13 protein-coding genes and 1 pseudogene are annotated in these 14,269 nt (G+C 71.4%); 7 read left to right on the forward strand and 7 right to left on the reverse strand.

Annotated features, from left to right (window positions below; translation table 11 throughout):
* Positions 1-109 precede the first annotated feature (109 nt).
* Entirely contained in the window at positions 110-673 is a 564-nt protein-coding gene (locus K7G59_RS20640; RefSeq protein WP_225836323.1) for an SMI1/KNR4 family protein, read from the forward strand.
* A gap of 277 nt (positions 674-950) precedes the next feature.
* Here the strand turns inward: K7G59_RS20640 and K7G59_RS20645 are convergent.
* The 3 genes and pseudogenes from K7G59_RS20645 to dapA all read right to left on the reverse strand — a co-directional run.
* Positions 951-1,077 (reverse strand): annotated as a pseudogene (locus tag K7G59_RS20645) (IS110 family transposase); the annotation flags it as partial.
* A 135-nt stretch (positions 1,078-1,212) separates the two neighbouring features.
* Entirely contained in the window at positions 1,213-1,932 is a 720-nt protein-coding gene (locus K7G59_RS20650) for a VOC family protein (RefSeq protein WP_225836324.1), read from the reverse strand.
* A 163-nt stretch (positions 1,933-2,095) separates the two neighbouring features.
* A complete protein-coding gene (gene dapA / locus K7G59_RS20655) occupies positions 2,096-2,998 on the reverse strand; it encodes a 4-hydroxy-tetrahydrodipicolinate synthase (protein WP_225836325.1) in 903 nt (300 codons plus the stop codon).
* A gap of 177 nt (positions 2,999-3,175) precedes the next feature.
* Between dapA and K7G59_RS20660 the strand changes: the two genes are divergently transcribed.
* The 3 genes from K7G59_RS20660 to K7G59_RS20670 are packed head-to-tail and all read left to right on the forward strand — an operon-like array spanning position 3,176 to position 4,214.
* The gene (locus K7G59_RS20660; protein ID WP_225836326.1) at positions 3,176-3,316 is read left to right on the forward strand and encodes a hypothetical protein; all 141 of its coding nucleotides are present in this window, start codon (positions 3,176-3,178) and stop codon (positions 3,314-3,316) included.
* Positions 3,313-4,005 (forward strand): hypothetical protein, encoded by a 693-nt coding sequence (locus K7G59_RS20665; RefSeq protein ID WP_225836328.1) that lies wholly within the window; start codon positions 3,313-3,315, stop codon positions 4,003-4,005. Before K7G59_RS20660 ends, K7G59_RS20665 begins: the two co-directional genes overlap by 4 nt.
* Positions 4,002-4,214: a hypothetical protein gene (locus K7G59_RS20670; protein WP_225836330.1), complete on the forward strand. Its 213-nt coding sequence runs from the start codon at positions 4,002-4,004 to the stop codon at positions 4,212-4,214. The genes K7G59_RS20665 and K7G59_RS20670 overlap by 4 nt, the downstream gene beginning before the upstream one ends.
* A gap of 17 nt (positions 4,215-4,231) precedes the next feature.
* On the opposite strand, the gene K7G59_RS20675 is transcribed toward K7G59_RS20670, so the two are convergent.
* Entirely contained in the window at positions 4,232-6,058 is a 1,827-nt protein-coding gene (locus K7G59_RS20675; RefSeq protein WP_225836332.1) for an endonuclease/exonuclease/phosphatase family protein, read from the reverse strand.
* A gap of 266 nt (positions 6,059-6,324) precedes the next feature.
* Between K7G59_RS20675 and K7G59_RS20680 the strand changes: the two genes are divergently transcribed.
* Positions 6,325-7,752 carry a hypothetical protein gene (locus K7G59_RS20680; protein ID WP_225836334.1) on the forward strand — a complete coding sequence of 476 codons (1,428 nt, stop codon included), beginning with the start codon at positions 6,325-6,327 and terminating at the stop codon, positions 7,750-7,752.
* Between the two features lie 215 nt (positions 7,753-7,967).
* Positions 7,968-9,407, forward strand: coding sequence for an alkaline phosphatase PhoX (locus tag K7G59_RS20685; protein ID WP_225836539.1), 1,440 nt, complete (start codon positions 7,968-7,970; stop codon positions 9,405-9,407).
* Between the two features lie 321 nt (positions 9,408-9,728).
* Here the strand turns inward: K7G59_RS20685 and K7G59_RS20695 are convergent, their stop codons facing one another.
* Positions 9,729-11,180: an MFS transporter gene (locus tag K7G59_RS20695; protein WP_225836336.1), complete on the reverse strand. Its 1,452-nt coding sequence runs from the start codon at positions 11,178-11,180 to the stop codon at positions 9,729-9,731.
* A 153-nt stretch (positions 11,181-11,333) separates the two neighbouring features.
* Between K7G59_RS20695 and K7G59_RS20700 the strand changes: the two genes are divergently transcribed.
* Positions 11,334-11,900, forward strand: coding sequence for a TetR/AcrR family transcriptional regulator (locus tag K7G59_RS20700; RefSeq protein ID WP_225836338.1), 567 nt, complete (start codon positions 11,334-11,336; stop codon positions 11,898-11,900).
* A 124-nt stretch (positions 11,901-12,024) separates the two neighbouring features.
* Here K7G59_RS20700 and K7G59_RS20705 read toward each other — a convergent pair whose 3' ends face one another.
* Positions 12,025-13,221 carry a TerD family protein gene (locus K7G59_RS20705; RefSeq protein WP_225836542.1) on the reverse strand — a complete coding sequence of 399 codons (1,197 nt, stop codon included), beginning with the start codon at positions 13,219-13,221 and terminating at the stop codon, positions 12,025-12,027.
* A 78-nt stretch (positions 13,222-13,299) separates the two neighbouring features.
* Positions 13,300-14,109, reverse strand: a complete 810-nt coding sequence (locus tag K7G59_RS20710; protein WP_225836340.1) for an NAD(P)-dependent oxidoreductase — start codon at positions 14,107-14,109, stop codon at positions 13,300-13,302.
* Between the last annotated feature and the right edge of the window lie 160 nt (positions 14,110-14,269).

Genomic DNA, 14,269 nt, shown 5'->3' on the forward strand with positions numbered 1-14,269 from the left:
CTGAAGGGCCAGCCTGGGAGGAAACCCCTCCCGAGCTGGCCCTTCTCTCGGTGCCCCCGGCAGGATTCGAACTCAACCGCTGTCACCGCTGACTGGTATCCATGGCCGCATGAATCTTGAGCAGGCAGACCCCGATGACCTCGCGGTGCTCCGTGCGGCCTTCGCTGTTGACGGCGGCGGTCGATCCGCGCTGGGCTGGGAAGCGGTGTGGGCCTTCGAAGCGGACCACCGCATAGTTCTGCCGGAGCCCTATCGGACCTTCGTTGCGGAGATCACCGACGGCTCGTACTCCGGTCCGCCGGACTGCGGGTTGGTGGGCCTGGCTGAGCTGCCCGATGACTGGGGGGTCGACCGACCGGAACGTGACCTGAGCCGGCCCTTCCCCCTCACCTCGCAGTGGCTGTGGGAAGAGGACGACTCAGAGCCGTCGGAGAACACTGATTTGATCATGGACGGAGTCTTCGATCATGGGTCAATCGTCCTTGGGACGGACGGATGCGGCATGTACTGGCACCTCGTCGTCACCGGCCCGCATCGTGGACACGTCTGGTTGATCACCGGGGAAGGCGCCACTCCGTTCGGAGCCGAGTTCGGGTTCACCACGGCTGAGCCGGGATTCGTCGGCTGGGTTAAGCACTGGGCTGCCAACAAGCCTTGGTTTGACGCTGCGTGACGAGGTGGGACGACGGGCGTTCGGTCCAGCAGACGCACGAGTGGGCGGCGCAGCGACTTTGGCCGGGAGGTTCAATGACCGAGTCAAGGCCGTGGGCCGCCTTCCAGCAGTGAGGGCGGCACCTCGTCCCGGAGAACGTCTGTGCGCCTCAGTCGGTGAAAGTCAGCCACGATGGCGGGCACGCCGAGCTGATCAGGCGCGCGCGTGCCTTGCTGCACCCCCGCCGGCCTGAGCCACGCTGGAGGCTCTGTGGCTTCGGCCTGAGTCAAGCCGTCTGCTAGGGCGGTCATGTCGCCCGCGGCAACTACCAACTCGGCTCCGAGGATGGGGACCATGCCGGGCAGCGAGTCGATGATCTCGATCTGTGGGTGGGTGCGGAAGGCGTCACGGATCTGCCGGTCGATGCCCCCGTTCCGGCCCGTCCTCTCCGCTTCCGCCGCCGCTCCTGTGCCGTCGGCCAAGGTCATGTGGGTGCCGGGTGGTGGTTCAGCACGTACCCATGGGCACCAGGTCCGTCATGACGGACGTCTGTTGCCGCGCTACCTGGGCGTCAGCACGCAGAACTCGTTGCCGTCGGGATCGGCCATGGCCACCCGGCCGGCCTCGTCCTGGCCGGTGTCGTTCCGGGTCGCCCCGAGGGAGAGCAGTCGTGCGACCTCTGCCGTCGGGTCAGCGTGGGCAGGTGCAGCGAGCTCGAAATGCAGCCGGTTCCTGCCCTTCTTCGGCGCCACCGGCGGACCGCCCCACGTGATCTTCGGACCGCCGTGCGGCGAGCGGATCGCGGTTTCCTGGTCCTGGTCCCAGACCAACGGCCACCCCAGCGCTTCGCTCCAGAAGTACCCGACCTCCTGCGAACCGTCGCAGGCCAGCGCTCCGAGGAAGCCGCAGTCGGCAAGGAATGTGTTGCCCGGTTCGATGACGCAGAACTCGTTTCCCTCAGGGTCGGCGAGTACCACGTGCCCGTCCTCCGGGCGTTGGCCGACGTCGATGTGCCGTCCGCCGAGCGCCAGCGCCCTGGCCACCGTCTGCTGCTGGTCCTCCAGGGATGTACTCGTCAGGTCGAAGTGCATCTGGTTCTGTCCGGCCTTCCGCTCCTGGCTCCGGGTGACACGGATGCGGAACCCGGTGTCATCGCTGGGCAACAGCGCGACGCCGTCGTGGGCGTCGGCCAGTTCCCAACCCAGAACCCCGGACCAGAACTGCGCCAGACGCAGAGGCCGGCTCGCGCCGAAGCAGACCGCGAACAGGTGAGAAGTCATGTCCCGTGCATCTCCGATCCACTGACCGGCCGCTGTCGGCAAGGCACCGTCGGCCCCGTGACCGGAAGCTTAAGGGGAGGGCGGGGGCACCCGCAGTCGGGTTTCCGTACAGCCGGGCTGGAACTGCAGAGCCAAGGAATCTTTTCGTGCCGCCGCGAGGGCGTCAGGTCCGCACGCACTCCTCGTACGCCGCCATCAGCCTGTCGGCCGCCTCCTGGCCGGCGGGCAGCAGGGGTGCGCGCACCGGGCCCGCGGGCAGGTGGAGGCGGGACAGGACGGCCTTGGCGGTGACCGTGCCGGGCAGGCCCGCGCCCATCATCGCCTCGATCAACGGCGTGGCCCGCAGCTGGAGTCCGGCCGCGCGGGCGGTGTCGCCCGCGTCGAAGGCGTCGAGGACGGCGGCGACGCGATCCGGCACGGCGTTCGCGACCGTGCTGACACAGCCGGCCGCCCCGACCGCGTAGAGGGCGAGGATGTGCTCGTCGCAGCCCGCGTAGTACGCCAGATCCGTGCGCGCGAGCACCTTCTGGGTGCCGAGGAAATCGTAGGAACAGTCCTTGACCGCCACGATCCGCGGGTGCGCGGCGAGGCGGATCATCGTCTCCGGCTCGATCCGGGTGCCGGTGCGGCCCGGGATGTCATAGAGCATCACCGGCAGCTCGCTCGCGTCCGCGACCTGGAGGAAATGGGCCTCGACCGCCTCCTGCGGCGGCCTGCTGTAGTACGGCGTCACCACCAGCACGCCGTCGGCGCCCGCCTTCGCGGCGGCGAGGGCCAGCTCCACGGTGTGCCCGGTGTCGGACGTGCCCACGCCCGCGACCAGTGAGGCGCGGTCGCCGATCGCATCCCGCACGGCCGCGATCAGCTCCGCCTTCTCCGTGTCCGTCGTGGTGGGCGACTCGCCCGTGGTGCCGTTCAGGACCAGACCGTCGCAGCCCCGCGTCACCAGGTGCTCGGCCAGCCGCCGGGCGCCGGCCAGGTCGAGTGCGCCCGACTCGGTGAACGGCGTGATCATCGCGCAGAGCGTGCGGCCGAAGGGGCGGGAGGGCTTGCGTGTCGTCGTCATGGGGGTAGTCTCGACACCTCGACGGTGAAGCTCTACTTAATTCTTCTAAGAGATATCGATAAGAGTTTCTGAGATGTACCGGGCGTGGCCGGAGGGCCTATGTCCAACTCGGGCCCTCATGGGTCACTATGGCCCAAGAGTCACCGACGTCAGGTCATGGGAGTCATGGGAGGCACCATGAAGCTCGGCAAGGCACTGGCCACCGGAATCGCGGAGGAGAAGCCGCTCGTCCACGAGGACGAGGTGGAACTCCCCGAAGACACCGTCCGCACCGAACCGGCCGAGCCGGCCCGCGAAGAGGTTCCGGCCGCCCGATGAGACTGCGGCTCCCGGCGGAACGCCCGACGGAGCCGCCGACCGGCTACAAGATCGCCCACCCGGTGCTGTCCCAGGACGGCGTCCGGGCCGGGTTCACCGGTGTGTCGCTCGGCGGCGCGCTGCCGTACGCCGTCCTCGACGACGCCTCGTGCGTCTACGGCCGCAGGCACCGCCCGCCCGCGCGTCTGTGCGACTGCGGCTTCCACTGCGTGCATGACCGGGCGGCGGCCGAGGCCCTGCTCTGCACCGCCGAGAACCGGGCGGCGGTCCTGCTCGACGTCTGCGTGCTCGGCGCCTACATCCGCTTCGAGCGCGGCTTCCGCTACGCCCGCCAGCGGGTGCGCACGGCGACGGTCGGCCCCTGCGCCTGCGGCGCCACCGCCGTCGCGCTCGCCGACGCGGGCTGGGGCAGGCCCGGCTGGCGGGCCCTGGCCCCCGTCTGCGCAGGCTGCGGGCGCGGGCGTACGTCCGTCTCGCTCGCCGGGTTCGCCCGGCTGGCCGGAGAGGGGCTGCGGGTGGTGGCGCGGGCCGGCACCGAGGCCGGTGTGCAGCCGCCGCCGTCCGCCGCTCCGGTGCCGGACGTGCCCGAACTCGTCGCCGAGGCGGCCCTGCTGCAGGCCAGGCTCGACTGGTTCCAGACCCAGCTCGCCCGGCTCGGCGACCGCGGCACCGGAGGCGGACCGTCGTGAGGGACCACGGCAGACCGCCCCGGCGCACCGGGCACCCCGGGAGCCGGCTCGGCCACACGCTGGTCCGGCTCGCGGGGCGGGCGGACCTGACGGGACGGGCACGCACCCGCGCCGCCGACCTGCTGGACAAGACCGGGGCCATGGCGGTGCAGGTCCGCATGAGCGCGGCCGCGGCGGTGCACGGTGTGCTGCACCGCCGCCACCACTGACCCCGGTCGGCTCGGCCCTACGGGCGGAAGCGCAGCACCTGCGGGTCGTGGTCGCTGATCTGGTCGTTGAACTCCGAGTTGATGTGCACGCTGTCGTACTCGAAGTCGCAGCCGCGCCGGATCGCCGGGCTGATCAGGATCTGGTCCAGGACCTGCTGGTTGCCCTGGTAGTCGTAGGTGTAACGCTCGCTCCTGGGCAGCGACTTGATCGCCGACCACAGCTCGCCGTCGCCCTCCAGGATCTGGGCGGTCTCGGAGAACTCGAAGTCGTTCATGTCGCCGAGCGCGATGACGTTCGCGTTCTTCTGGACGGTCAGGATGTCCTTGACGAACGCGTTCACCTCGGTCGCCTGGGCGTGGCGCTGGATCTCCGAGCTGCGCACCGGCGGCTGGTACTGGGAGGTCAACCCCTGGTCCCCGCCCTTGGAGTTGAGGTGGTTGGCGATGACGAACACGGTCTTGCCGTGGAAGACGAACTCGCCGGCCAGCGGCTTGCGGCTGTCCTTCCAGGCCGCGTTCGCCGGGTCGATGCGGCCCGGGGAGGCCGTCAGTTCCGCCTTGCCGTCGACCTTGGTGACCCCGACCGCGGTGGTGGAGTCGCCGCCCGCGCGGTCCACGAAGGACACCCGCTCCGGGTTGAAGAGGAACACCTGCCGGATGTTGCCGCCGGGCTGGCCGCCGTCCTGGTCGTTGACCGGGTTGATGGAGCGCCAGTCGTACGTCGGGCCGCCCGCCGCGACGATCGCGTCGATCAGCTTGTTCACGGTGCGGTCCGCGTCGACCGTGCCGTCGTCCGTGGCGCCGTTGTTGTCCTGGATCTCCTCCAGGGACACGATGTCCGGCGACTGCAGGTTGTTCACGATCGCGGCGGCGTGCTGGTCGAACGTGCCGTCCGACGGGTCGAGGTTCTCCACGTTGTACGTCGCCACCGCCAGCTCGCGGCCCGACTGCTTGCGGGTCGTCTCCCGCTCCAGGCCGCCGCTCTGCAGTGTGCCCAGCTTGCCGGCCACCAGGGTGTAGCCGCCGAACTGGTTGAAGTCCAGCGGGCCGGTGGTGGCGCCCTCCAGGGTGTCGCCTACGTTCGCCTTCGGGAAGTCGGCGGTCGAGCCAAGGGACTCGATCTGGAGGCGGCCGGTGTTCTGGGACTCGTAGGAGCCGTAGACCGTGCCGCCCCGGACGTTGCGGTGCTCCCACGGCTTCACCGTGACCCACAGCTCGCTGTACGGGTTGGTCGCGGTGACCACGCGGGCGTCCTCGACCTGGACGTTCATGCCCTCCAGGGACTCGTAGTAGTCCAGGGCGTACGCCGACGGGTCCAGGGTCAGGCCGTTGATGGAGCCGCCGGCCGCGGTGTCGCCCCCGGGGGCGTACTCGTCCGGCACCGCGTCCTCGTCGATCACGACCGGAGCCGGGACCTCGTTGCCGGTGGAGACGGTGGTGACGGCCGGCTTGGTGATCTCGGTGACCGACTGGTTGCCGGACGAGGTGCCGCCCGGGACGTACTCGGAGACCGTGCCGGCCACCTTCACCGAGTCGCCGACCGCGACCTTCGGGGCGGAGCCGGTGAAGACGAACACCCCTTCACTGGTCGCCGGGTTGTCGTCCGGCGTCGGATCCTGGAGCCAGAAGCCCTTGGACGAGCCGTAGGCGCGGGTGGCCGTGACGATGCCGGGCACGTCCGTGACCTTCTGGCCCGCCAGCGGCGATATGCGTGTCGTGCCCTGGATGTCGTGGATGCGCACCGAGTCGGCGTGCGCGGGCGAGGTGAGGACGACGGTCGACGCGGCGGAACAGACGGCGGCGACAGTGAGCGCGGCGAGGCGCGCGGAAGACCTGCTCGGCAAGGGATCCCTCCGGGGACGTGAGTGAGCGCCGGGACGAGGATGGAACGGAAGAGCGTGCGGGACTCGTAGCCCTCTGTGACACGCGTAGAGCAGAGTGAACAGTTGTCCCCCGACTTCTACGCGCGTCAATCTCCTGCCTGTCCCCGGGAGTTGTCAAGGTTTCGGCCATGGACGGAGTCCGGCGAGGAGATGAACCGGGTGGCATCGGTGGAAATCCGTCTAGGCTGAGCGGCTGAGCCCGTTCACGGTCCGAGGAGAACCAGCCGATGTCAGACAGCTCCCCCCTGCCGCCCGTACGGCTGCACCCCGAAGCGGAGCTGGCGCGTGCCGCGCTGTCCACGCCCGTTCTCTCCCGGGCCGCCCGACTCGCCCGCTGGACAGGCCCCGAGACCCGCGTGGACGCGGGCGGCGTACTGGTCGAGGAGCAGCTTCCGGCCGCCGCCGAGGTGCTCGGACTGAGCGGTGACGACGCCGTGGCCCGGGCCGGCGAGGCATGGCGGGTCGCCGTGGACGCCGGCCTGGTCGACATCGTCGACGAGGAGGCCGGGACCGTGACGGCCGGGGCGGGCCTCGCGCTGCTCACCAGCGGCTCACCGCACGACGTGCTCGGCATCTGGCTCGCCGCCCTGGAGACGCTCATCGCGGACGCGGCCGTGCCCGATCTCGACGGTCTCGTCGACGCCTTGGACCAGGGAGGAGAGGTCGATTTCGCGTCACTCGACTGGGACCCGCAGGCCGAGGCGGACTTCCTCGACGGCGTCCTCGGCAACCTCTATCTGCTGACGGTCAGTGAGGACGGCTCCGGAGAACGGCCGGTGCCGCTGCCTGCCCTCGCCGCCTCGATGATCGTCCCCAGCGACATGGGAGCCCCCAGCAACGACGTCCTGGAGCAGGTCTCCGACGCGATGATGCGCCTGGACGACCAGTTCCGGATGCTGGAGCCGGCCGGGCTCGTGGAGTACCAGCCGCTGGACGAGGCGCTGATGGCCGACGCCGACGAGGAGCCCGCCGCGCCCGTCGACGACACCGACGTCGCCCGCTACGGCATGGTCCGGCTGACCCCGCTCGGCGCGTACGGGCTGCGGGCACGGCTGCTGGAGGCCGGGTTCGCAGCGCCGGTGGTGGGCGAACTCGCCGACAAGGGAGCGGACGCGCTGTTCGACGGCATGGCGAACTTCGGACAGTCGGCCGCGCGTGCCGAGACGGAGCGGTGGCTGGAGCAGCGCGAACCGCTCGCCGCGGCACGGGAGTTGCTGGCGGCGGCCCGGGGCACGGACGAGGGGGCGCCGCTGCGCAGGCTGCGCTGCCAGCAGGCGCTGTCCCTGGTCGGCGCGGAGGCCGAGCCTGCCCTCCGTGAGGTGCTGGACGATCCCGAGCTGGGTGGACTGGCCCGGGTGTGGCTGAGTGAGCGGGACGCCGCCGGGGTGCCGGCACCCTCGGAGGCGATGGTGTTCTGGCTGACCGTCGACACGGTCGCCGCGCAGCTGGCCGCCGAGGGGAACTCCGAGGAACTGCGGGCGCTGGTGGAGGGGCTGGCCTCGCAGCACAGCGGGTTCTTCGCCGCCGCCTGGCGGGTCGACCACCCGGCCACCGCGGATGTGCTGGAGGCGATGGGACGTCTGCACCCGGACAAGAAGGTGGCGAAGGAGGCCCGGAAGGCGGCGTTCAAGGCCCGCTCGCAGCAAGCGGGCTGAGGGTCGGCGGGGCGCGCGTGAGGGGGCGGGTCGCACACGGGCCGAGCGGCGGAGCGGCTTGCGCCGTGTAGAGGGCGGGTCGTACGGATTCATGGAACCGGGGACCCCCGCGTAGGCAGGTGTTCAGCTCCCGTTCAAAGGCGGGCGGGAACGTGCGTGGTGCACCGATGACCGCCACGACCCTCCACGGCACACACACCGTCACAGGAGACAGCATGCCGCTCACCCGCAGGGACTTCGCCAGGAAATCCGCGATCACCGGAGCCGGAGTCGCGCTGGTGGGCAGCGTCGGTGCCCTCGCCACGGCGCCGGGCGCCCTGGCGTCCACCGACATCCGGGCCGGGGAGGAGGAGTCGGAGTACGAGCAGCACGGCGTCGGGTACGGCCCGCTGGTCCCCGACCCCGACGGCATCCTCGCCCTGCCCGCCGGCTTCAGGTACCGGATCCTCACCTACAGCGGCCGCACCACTCTGGAGTCCGGCGAGTTCACCCCCTCCCACCACGACGGCACCTCCGCCTTCGAGGGCCCCCGCGGCGCCGTCCTCCTCGTCAACAACCACGAACTGAAGGGCCCGCGCACCACCTGGGAGTACCCGGTGCCGCTCACCGAGGGCCTGGTCTACGACCCCGCCGCCGCCGGTGGCTGCACGGTGGTCGAGGTGCGCCGCGACCACGTCGCCGAGTGGGTCGGCGTCGCCGGCACCTCCACCAACTGCGCGGGTGGCCACACCCCGTGGGGCACCTGGCTGACCTGCGAGGAGACCGAGGACAAGGCCGGCCGGAACGGCATGACCAAGGACCACGGCTACGTCTTCGAGGTCGACCCCGCCGACCGCCGGGCCAACCGCGACCCCAAGCCCGTCAAGGCGCTCGGCCGCTACGCCCACGAGGCCGTCGTGGTCGATCCCAGGCGCGGCCACCTCTACCTCACCGAGGACGCGGCGGGCCCCAACGGCCTGCTCTACCGCTGGACCCCGCCGGAGGGCTTCCGTCACGGCCGGGGCCGGCTGCGCACCCTCGCCGACGACGCCGGTGTCCTCCAGGCCTTCCGCTGTTTCGACTCCGGCGGCAACTATGTCGACGACCTGTCCCGGGCCACGAAGACGGGCACGGTGTTCGGGGTCGACTGGGTGGATGTCCCCGACCGTGACGCCGGGACGGTCTCGGTCCGCAAGCAGTTCGCCGACGGCGAGGTCACCCGTGCCCGCAAGCTGGAGGGCATGTGGTGGGGCGACGGCGGCGCCTACATCGTCTCCTCCTACGCCCGCGCCGAGAGCCCCGTCCAGCACGACGGCCAGGTGTGGTTCTACGACCCGGCCCACCGCACCCTGACCCTCAAGGTCCTGCTCGGCGTGAACCCGGCTCCGGCCGCCGACGGTGCCTTCGACGGCCCCGACAACATCACCGTCTCCCCGTACGGCGGCCTGGTCATCGCCGAGGACGGCGAGGGGGTCCAGCACCTGTTCGGCGCCACCGACAGCGGCCGTACCTACCCCATCGCCCGGAACGAACTCAACGTGGGAACCGAAGAGGCGCCCGAGTACAGCGAGTTCACCGGCGTCACCTTCTCCCCCGACGGCTCGACCCTGTTCGCCGGCATCCAGGAGCCCGGCATCCTGCTCGCCATCACCGGCCCGTGGAAGCGGCAGAGGTGACACCGGTTCCGGCGTCCTGACCCATGCGTTCGCTCGTGCCTTCAGGGGCCGGAGCGCCGACACGGGGTTGTGCCGGTCTCGGCCTGTGCGCACCAGGGTGGCACGACCCCCCGGATCCCGCCCCACGTCCCGGTCGGCACCTGGAACCTGGAGGGCTACCGGGTGGGCCACGGACCGCCGGGCAGGGCACCCGGCACGCCTTCGGCGGCCTGCCGGACTCCGCTTTCCGGAGGGTCGAGCCCGCTGGAGAGCACGTGGGACGCCGGCTGGCCGTGGGGGCGTGACCCGCGCCCGTCCCGGCGGCCGGCCGGCGCTTGCCGCCTACGAGTGCCTGTTCCGAGCGGACCTGTGCCTGCCGCTGATCACCGAGGCCGCCACCAGCAGTGCGGCGAGCGCGATCAGCGTGCCCGCGCCGAACGCCCGGGCCGCCCCGTGGACGAGGACGGTGTCCGGTGATCCGGTGGCGTGCCGGGTCGCCGTGCCGTACACCGTGATGAGGACGGACAGTCCGACCGTGCCGCCCAGCCACTGCAGGGTCTGCAGCAGGCCGGAGGCCGCGCCTGCGTCGCGGGGTTCCACGCCGGCCAGGATCGTCGCGTTCAGCGGCATGAAGCTCAGACCCACGCCGAGCCCCAACAGCAGCAGCGGGCCGAGCAGTCCGCCCGCGTAGCCGTCCCCGGGGCTGAACCGCCACAGCCACCCGGCGCCGAGCGCGAGCAGCGTCATCCCGGTCAGCAGCACCGGCTTGGCGCCGAACCGGGCCAGCAGACGCGGCACCAGTCGTACGGTCGTGAACATCACCAGGGTCATCGGCAGGAAGGCGAAGCCCGCGCGCAACGGGCTGTAGTGCAGGGTCTGCTGACAGATCAGGGTGAGGAAGTAGAAGGCGCCGAACATGCCCGCGGGCAGCAGCAGGATGCTCGCGTAGCCGCCTGCCCGGTTGCGGTCGGCGAACAGCCGCAGCGGCATGACCGGCTGCCCGGCCCGTGCCTCGATCAGCGTGAACACAGCCAGCAGCGCGGCGGCTGCGGTGAAGCCGAGCTGGGCCCGGCTGTCGCTCCAGCCTCCCTCCGAGACACGGATGAACGCGTACACCAGCGAGGAGGTCCCGGCGGTCCCGGTGAGCGCGCCAGGCAGGTCGAACCGGCCCGCGTGGCGCCGCGTCTCGGTGACGAACCGGGGCAGGGCGAGGACGAGGGCCAGGCCTATGGGCACGTTGATGAGCAGGGCCCAGCGCCAGGACGCCCAGGAGGTCAGCATGCCGCCGAGGGCCAGACCGACCGAGCCGCCGATGCCGGCCATCGAGGAGTAGACGCTCAGCGCGTGGTGACGGCGGGGTCCCTCGGGGAAGTTGGTGGTGATCAGGGCGAGAGTGCTGGGGGCGATCAGGGCGGCGCCGAGGCCCTGCAGCGCGCGGGCCGCGAGCAGCCAGCCGCCCTCGGTGGCGAGGCCGCCGAGCAGCGAGGACAGGGCGAACAGCAGGACGCCCACGGTGAGGGTGCGGCGGCGGCCGGCGATGTCCCCGACGCGACCGCCGAGCAGCAGCAGACCGCCGAAGGAGAGGGTGTAGGCGTTGAGCACCCAGGACAGCCCGGTGGGGCTGAAGTGCAGGCCGTGCTGGATGTCGGGCAGCGCGACGTTGACGACGGTGGAGTCGAGGCCGACCATCAGGTAAGCGGTGACGATGACGAGGAGCGTGGTGCCGAGCCTCGCGGGCGGCGGGACAGTGGACGGCGCGTCGGCCGTGGTGGACAGGCTGGACGGGGTGGACATGAGGGTCTCCCGGTCTGGGCGTCCCCGGGTGCGACGGCGTGCGCGGGCAGCGCTTCAGCTGCCCACGGAGCACGGCGACGGTAATCGGGGACTGTCTCCGTTTAGTGCTCGACAAAATACGGAGAGAGTCCCCGGTTTGCAAGGAGATACTGGATGACGCAGGTCAGGCCCATGCGCGCGGACGCTCGGCGGAACTACGAGCGGTTGCTGAAGGCGGCGGCGGAAGCCTTCGCCGAGCAGGGGGAGAACGCGTCACTCGACGACATCGCCAAGCGGGCGGGCGTCGGCTCGGGCACGCTCTACCGGCACTTCCCGACCCGGCAGGCACTCCTGGAGGCCGCCTACGTGGACCGGATCGAGGCGCTGGGCGGCAGGGCCGACGAGCTGGCGGAGGAACTTCCGCCGGGCGAGGCGCTGGCGGAGTGGCTGAACGAGCTGTGTGTCGCCACGATCCAGGTGCGCGGGCTCAAGGCGCTGCTGGGCTCGGCGGTCACGGACGGCAGCTCGTCCACACTGACGGCGTGCGGCACTGCGGTGAAGGGCGCGGCGAACCGGCTGGTGGCGGCGGCCCAGGCGGAGGGCACCCTACGGACCGACCTCGACGCCATCGAGCTGCTGCGGCTGGCGCACGGGGTGGCCACGGCTTCCGAGCTGGCGAACGGGCAGGGCCGGCAGATCAGGCGGTATCTGTCGTTGCTGACGGAGGGACTGCGGCCGTAGCCGCAACGGATCCCGGGCCCGGCGTCGGGCCGGGTCAAGCCGGGGCGGGCAGGCCGGGGTGGGCGCGCTCACCTGCGCCGCCCACCCGCGCCGCCCTGGGGCGCGAGGGCCCGCGGCTGTGCGGCTACAGCGCCCGTGCTCCCGGCTCGACCATGTTCCTCACCGTCCGCGCCTGCACGAACTCGCCCATGGCGGTCATCTCCCACTCACCGGAGAACTGCCGGATGAGCTTGGCCATCATCACGCCCGTCTGCGGCTCGGCGTTGGTGAGGTCGAAGCGCACCAGTTCCTCTCCCGTGGCGGCGTCCATCAGGCGGCAGTACGCCTTGGCGACGTCGGTGAACTTCTGCCCCGAGAAGGAGTTGACCGTGAAGACCAGGCCGCTGACCTCCTGCGGAAGGCGGCCGAGGTCGACCGTGATCACCTCGTCGTCGCCCGCGCCCTCGCCGGTGAGGTTGTCACCGGAGTGTCTGACCGCGCCCTTCAGGATCGTCAGCTTGCCGAAGTAGCAGCTGTCGACGTGGTTGCGCTGCGGGCCGTAGGCGATGACCGAGGCGTCCAGGTCGATGTCCGCGGCATGGAACGCCGGCTCCCAGCCGAGGCCCATCTGCACCTGGGAGAGCAGCGGACGGCCGCCCTTGACGAGAGACACGGTCTGGTTCTTGCGCAGGTTGACCCGGCCCTTGTCGAGGCTGATCTTCCCCGTGCCCGGCGCCGGGGCGGGCGGGGCCGGGGGAGGGGACATCTGCGGGACCGGCGGGGCGACCGGGGGCTGCATGGCGGGCGGCGGCGGGCTGACGGGCTGCGCGGGCTGCGCGGCGGAGGCCGGCTCCTCGACCGTCACCCCGAAGTCGGTCGCGATACCCGCGAGACCGTCGGCGTACCCCTGGCCGACCGCGCGGGCCTTCCAGGCGCCGCCCCGACGGTAGATCTCCACGACCACCAGCGCGGTCTCCGTGCCGAGCTGCGGCGGGGTGAACGTGGCCAGTACCGAGCCGCCGTCCGCGTCACGGACCGTGGCCGTCGGCTCGATGCCCTGGAAGGTCTGCCCGGCCGCGTCCGGACTCGCGGTGACGACGATCTTGTCGATGTCCGGCGGCACGGCGCCGGTGTCGACCGTGATCGCGTCGGGCGCGGCACCTCCGCCGGACCGGTACGTCACGCCCGGACCGGTCGGCTGGTTGTAGAAGATGAAGTCGTCGTCGGAGCGCACCTTGCCGTCGGCGGTGAGCAGCAGGCCCGACACGTCGAGCCGCACCGGAGCGGCGACGTCCACCGTCACGCGGGCGGCGGCGAGGGCGATGTTCGAGCCTGGGGTCATAGCTGTCATGCCGGGTGAACGAACGAGATCGCTTTACCGTTCCCTTACCGATGCCACGACCTCCGATCGGTCCAGGGCTCAGTACGGCCAGATCGGCGGGTCGTTCACGAAGCGCCCGCCCAGGTGGATGTGGGCCGGGTCCGTGGGGTCCAGGTCGCCCTGTTCGGCGATCAGCTTCTCGGCGTACGGTTCGGAGTCGTCCTGTGGGTCGTAGCCGAGCGCGCGTGCGCCCGACAGGTCCCACCACAGACGTGTGTTGGCCGAGGAGCCGTGGACGACGGTGTGACCGACCCCCTCGGCGGTCAGGGCCGCGTGGAAGAGGCGGGCGCCGTCGGCCGGGCTCATCCACACCGAGAGGTTGCGCACGCTGTTCGGCTCCGGGAAGCAGGCGCCGATGCGCACGGAGACGGTCTCCAGGCCGTGCCTGTCCCAGTAGAGCTGTGCCAGGTCCTCGCCGAAGGACTTCGACAGGCCGTAGAAGGTGTCGGGGCGGCGCGGGGTGTCGACCGGGATCAGCGGCTCGCCCGGGCGCGGGGCAGGGGTGAAGCCGACGGCGTGGTTGGAGGAGGCGAAGACGATGCGGGGCACGCCTTCCCGGCGGGCGGCCTCGTAGAGGTGGTAGGTGCCCTCGATGTTCGACTTGAGGATCTTCTCGAAGGGCGCCTCCAGGGAGATGCCCGCGAGGTGCAGGATCGCGTCCACGCCGCGCACCGCCTCGCGCAGCGCGCCGGTGTCCGCGAGGTCCGCGGTGATCGCGTCCGGTTCGCCGCCCACGGGCCGCACGTCGAACAGGCGCAGCGTGTAGCCGTACTCCGGCAGCAGGGACCGCATCTGGGTGCCGAGCCGGCCGGCGGCGCCGGTGAGCAGGACGGTGCGGGGAGCGGGCATCCTCGGACTCCTTGACCTCTCCGGCGGCAGCGACGGTCGCGTGCAGGGAGGGTGTTCACCTGCGTGGGCACGCTAGGGAGCGGCGGCGAGCCTCGTCAAGGGCTCCCCGGACAAGGGGAGATCCATGGCCGTGCTGCTCGTCTGCCCGCTCGACCCGCTC

This window comes from Streptomyces sp. NK08204 (assembly GCF_020400585.1).
Classification (GTDB): domain Bacteria; phylum Actinomycetota; class Actinomycetes; order Streptomycetales; family Streptomycetaceae; genus Streptomyces.

What these genes read in the sequence shown, in the direction of transcription:
- K7G59_RS20680 (WP_225836334.1), top strand. Translation starts at nt 6,325, where the DNA reads ATGTCAGACAGCTCCCCCCTGCCGCCCGTACGGCTGCACCCCGAAGCG.
- K7G59_RS20650 (WP_225836324.1), bottom strand. Translation starts at nt 1,932, where the DNA reads ATGACTTCTCACCTGTTCGCGGTCTGCTTCGGCGCGAGCCGGCCTCTG.
- K7G59_RS20685 (WP_225836539.1), top strand. Translation starts at nt 7,968, where the DNA reads ATGCCGCTCACCCGCAGGGACTTCGCCAGGAAATCCGCGATCACCGGA.
- K7G59_RS20660 (WP_225836326.1), top strand. Translation starts at nt 3,176, where the DNA reads ATGAAGCTCGGCAAGGCACTGGCCACCGGAATCGCGGAGGAGAAGCCG.
- K7G59_RS20710 (WP_225836340.1), bottom strand. Translation starts at nt 14,109, where the DNA reads ATGCCCGCTCCCCGCACCGTCCTGCTCACCGGCGCCGCCGGCCGGCTC.
- K7G59_RS20705 (WP_225836542.1), bottom strand. Translation starts at nt 13,221, where the DNA reads ATGACCCCAGGCTCGAACATCGCCCTCGCCGCCGCCCGCGTGACGGTG.
- K7G59_RS20665 (WP_225836328.1), top strand. Translation starts at nt 3,313, where the DNA reads ATGAGACTGCGGCTCCCGGCGGAACGCCCGACGGAGCCGCCGACCGGC.
- K7G59_RS20700 (WP_225836338.1), top strand. Translation starts at nt 11,334, where the DNA reads ATGACGCAGGTCAGGCCCATGCGCGCGGACGCTCGGCGGAACTACGAG.
- K7G59_RS20640 (WP_225836323.1), top strand. Translation starts at nt 110, where the DNA reads ATGAATCTTGAGCAGGCAGACCCCGATGACCTCGCGGTGCTCCGTGCG.
- K7G59_RS20695 (WP_225836336.1), bottom strand. Translation starts at nt 11,180, where the DNA reads ATGTCCACCCCGTCCAGCCTGTCCACCACGGCCGACGCGCCGTCCACT.
- dapA (WP_225836325.1), bottom strand. Translation starts at nt 2,998, where the DNA reads ATGACGACGACACGCAAGCCCTCCCGCCCCTTCGGCCGCACGCTCTGC.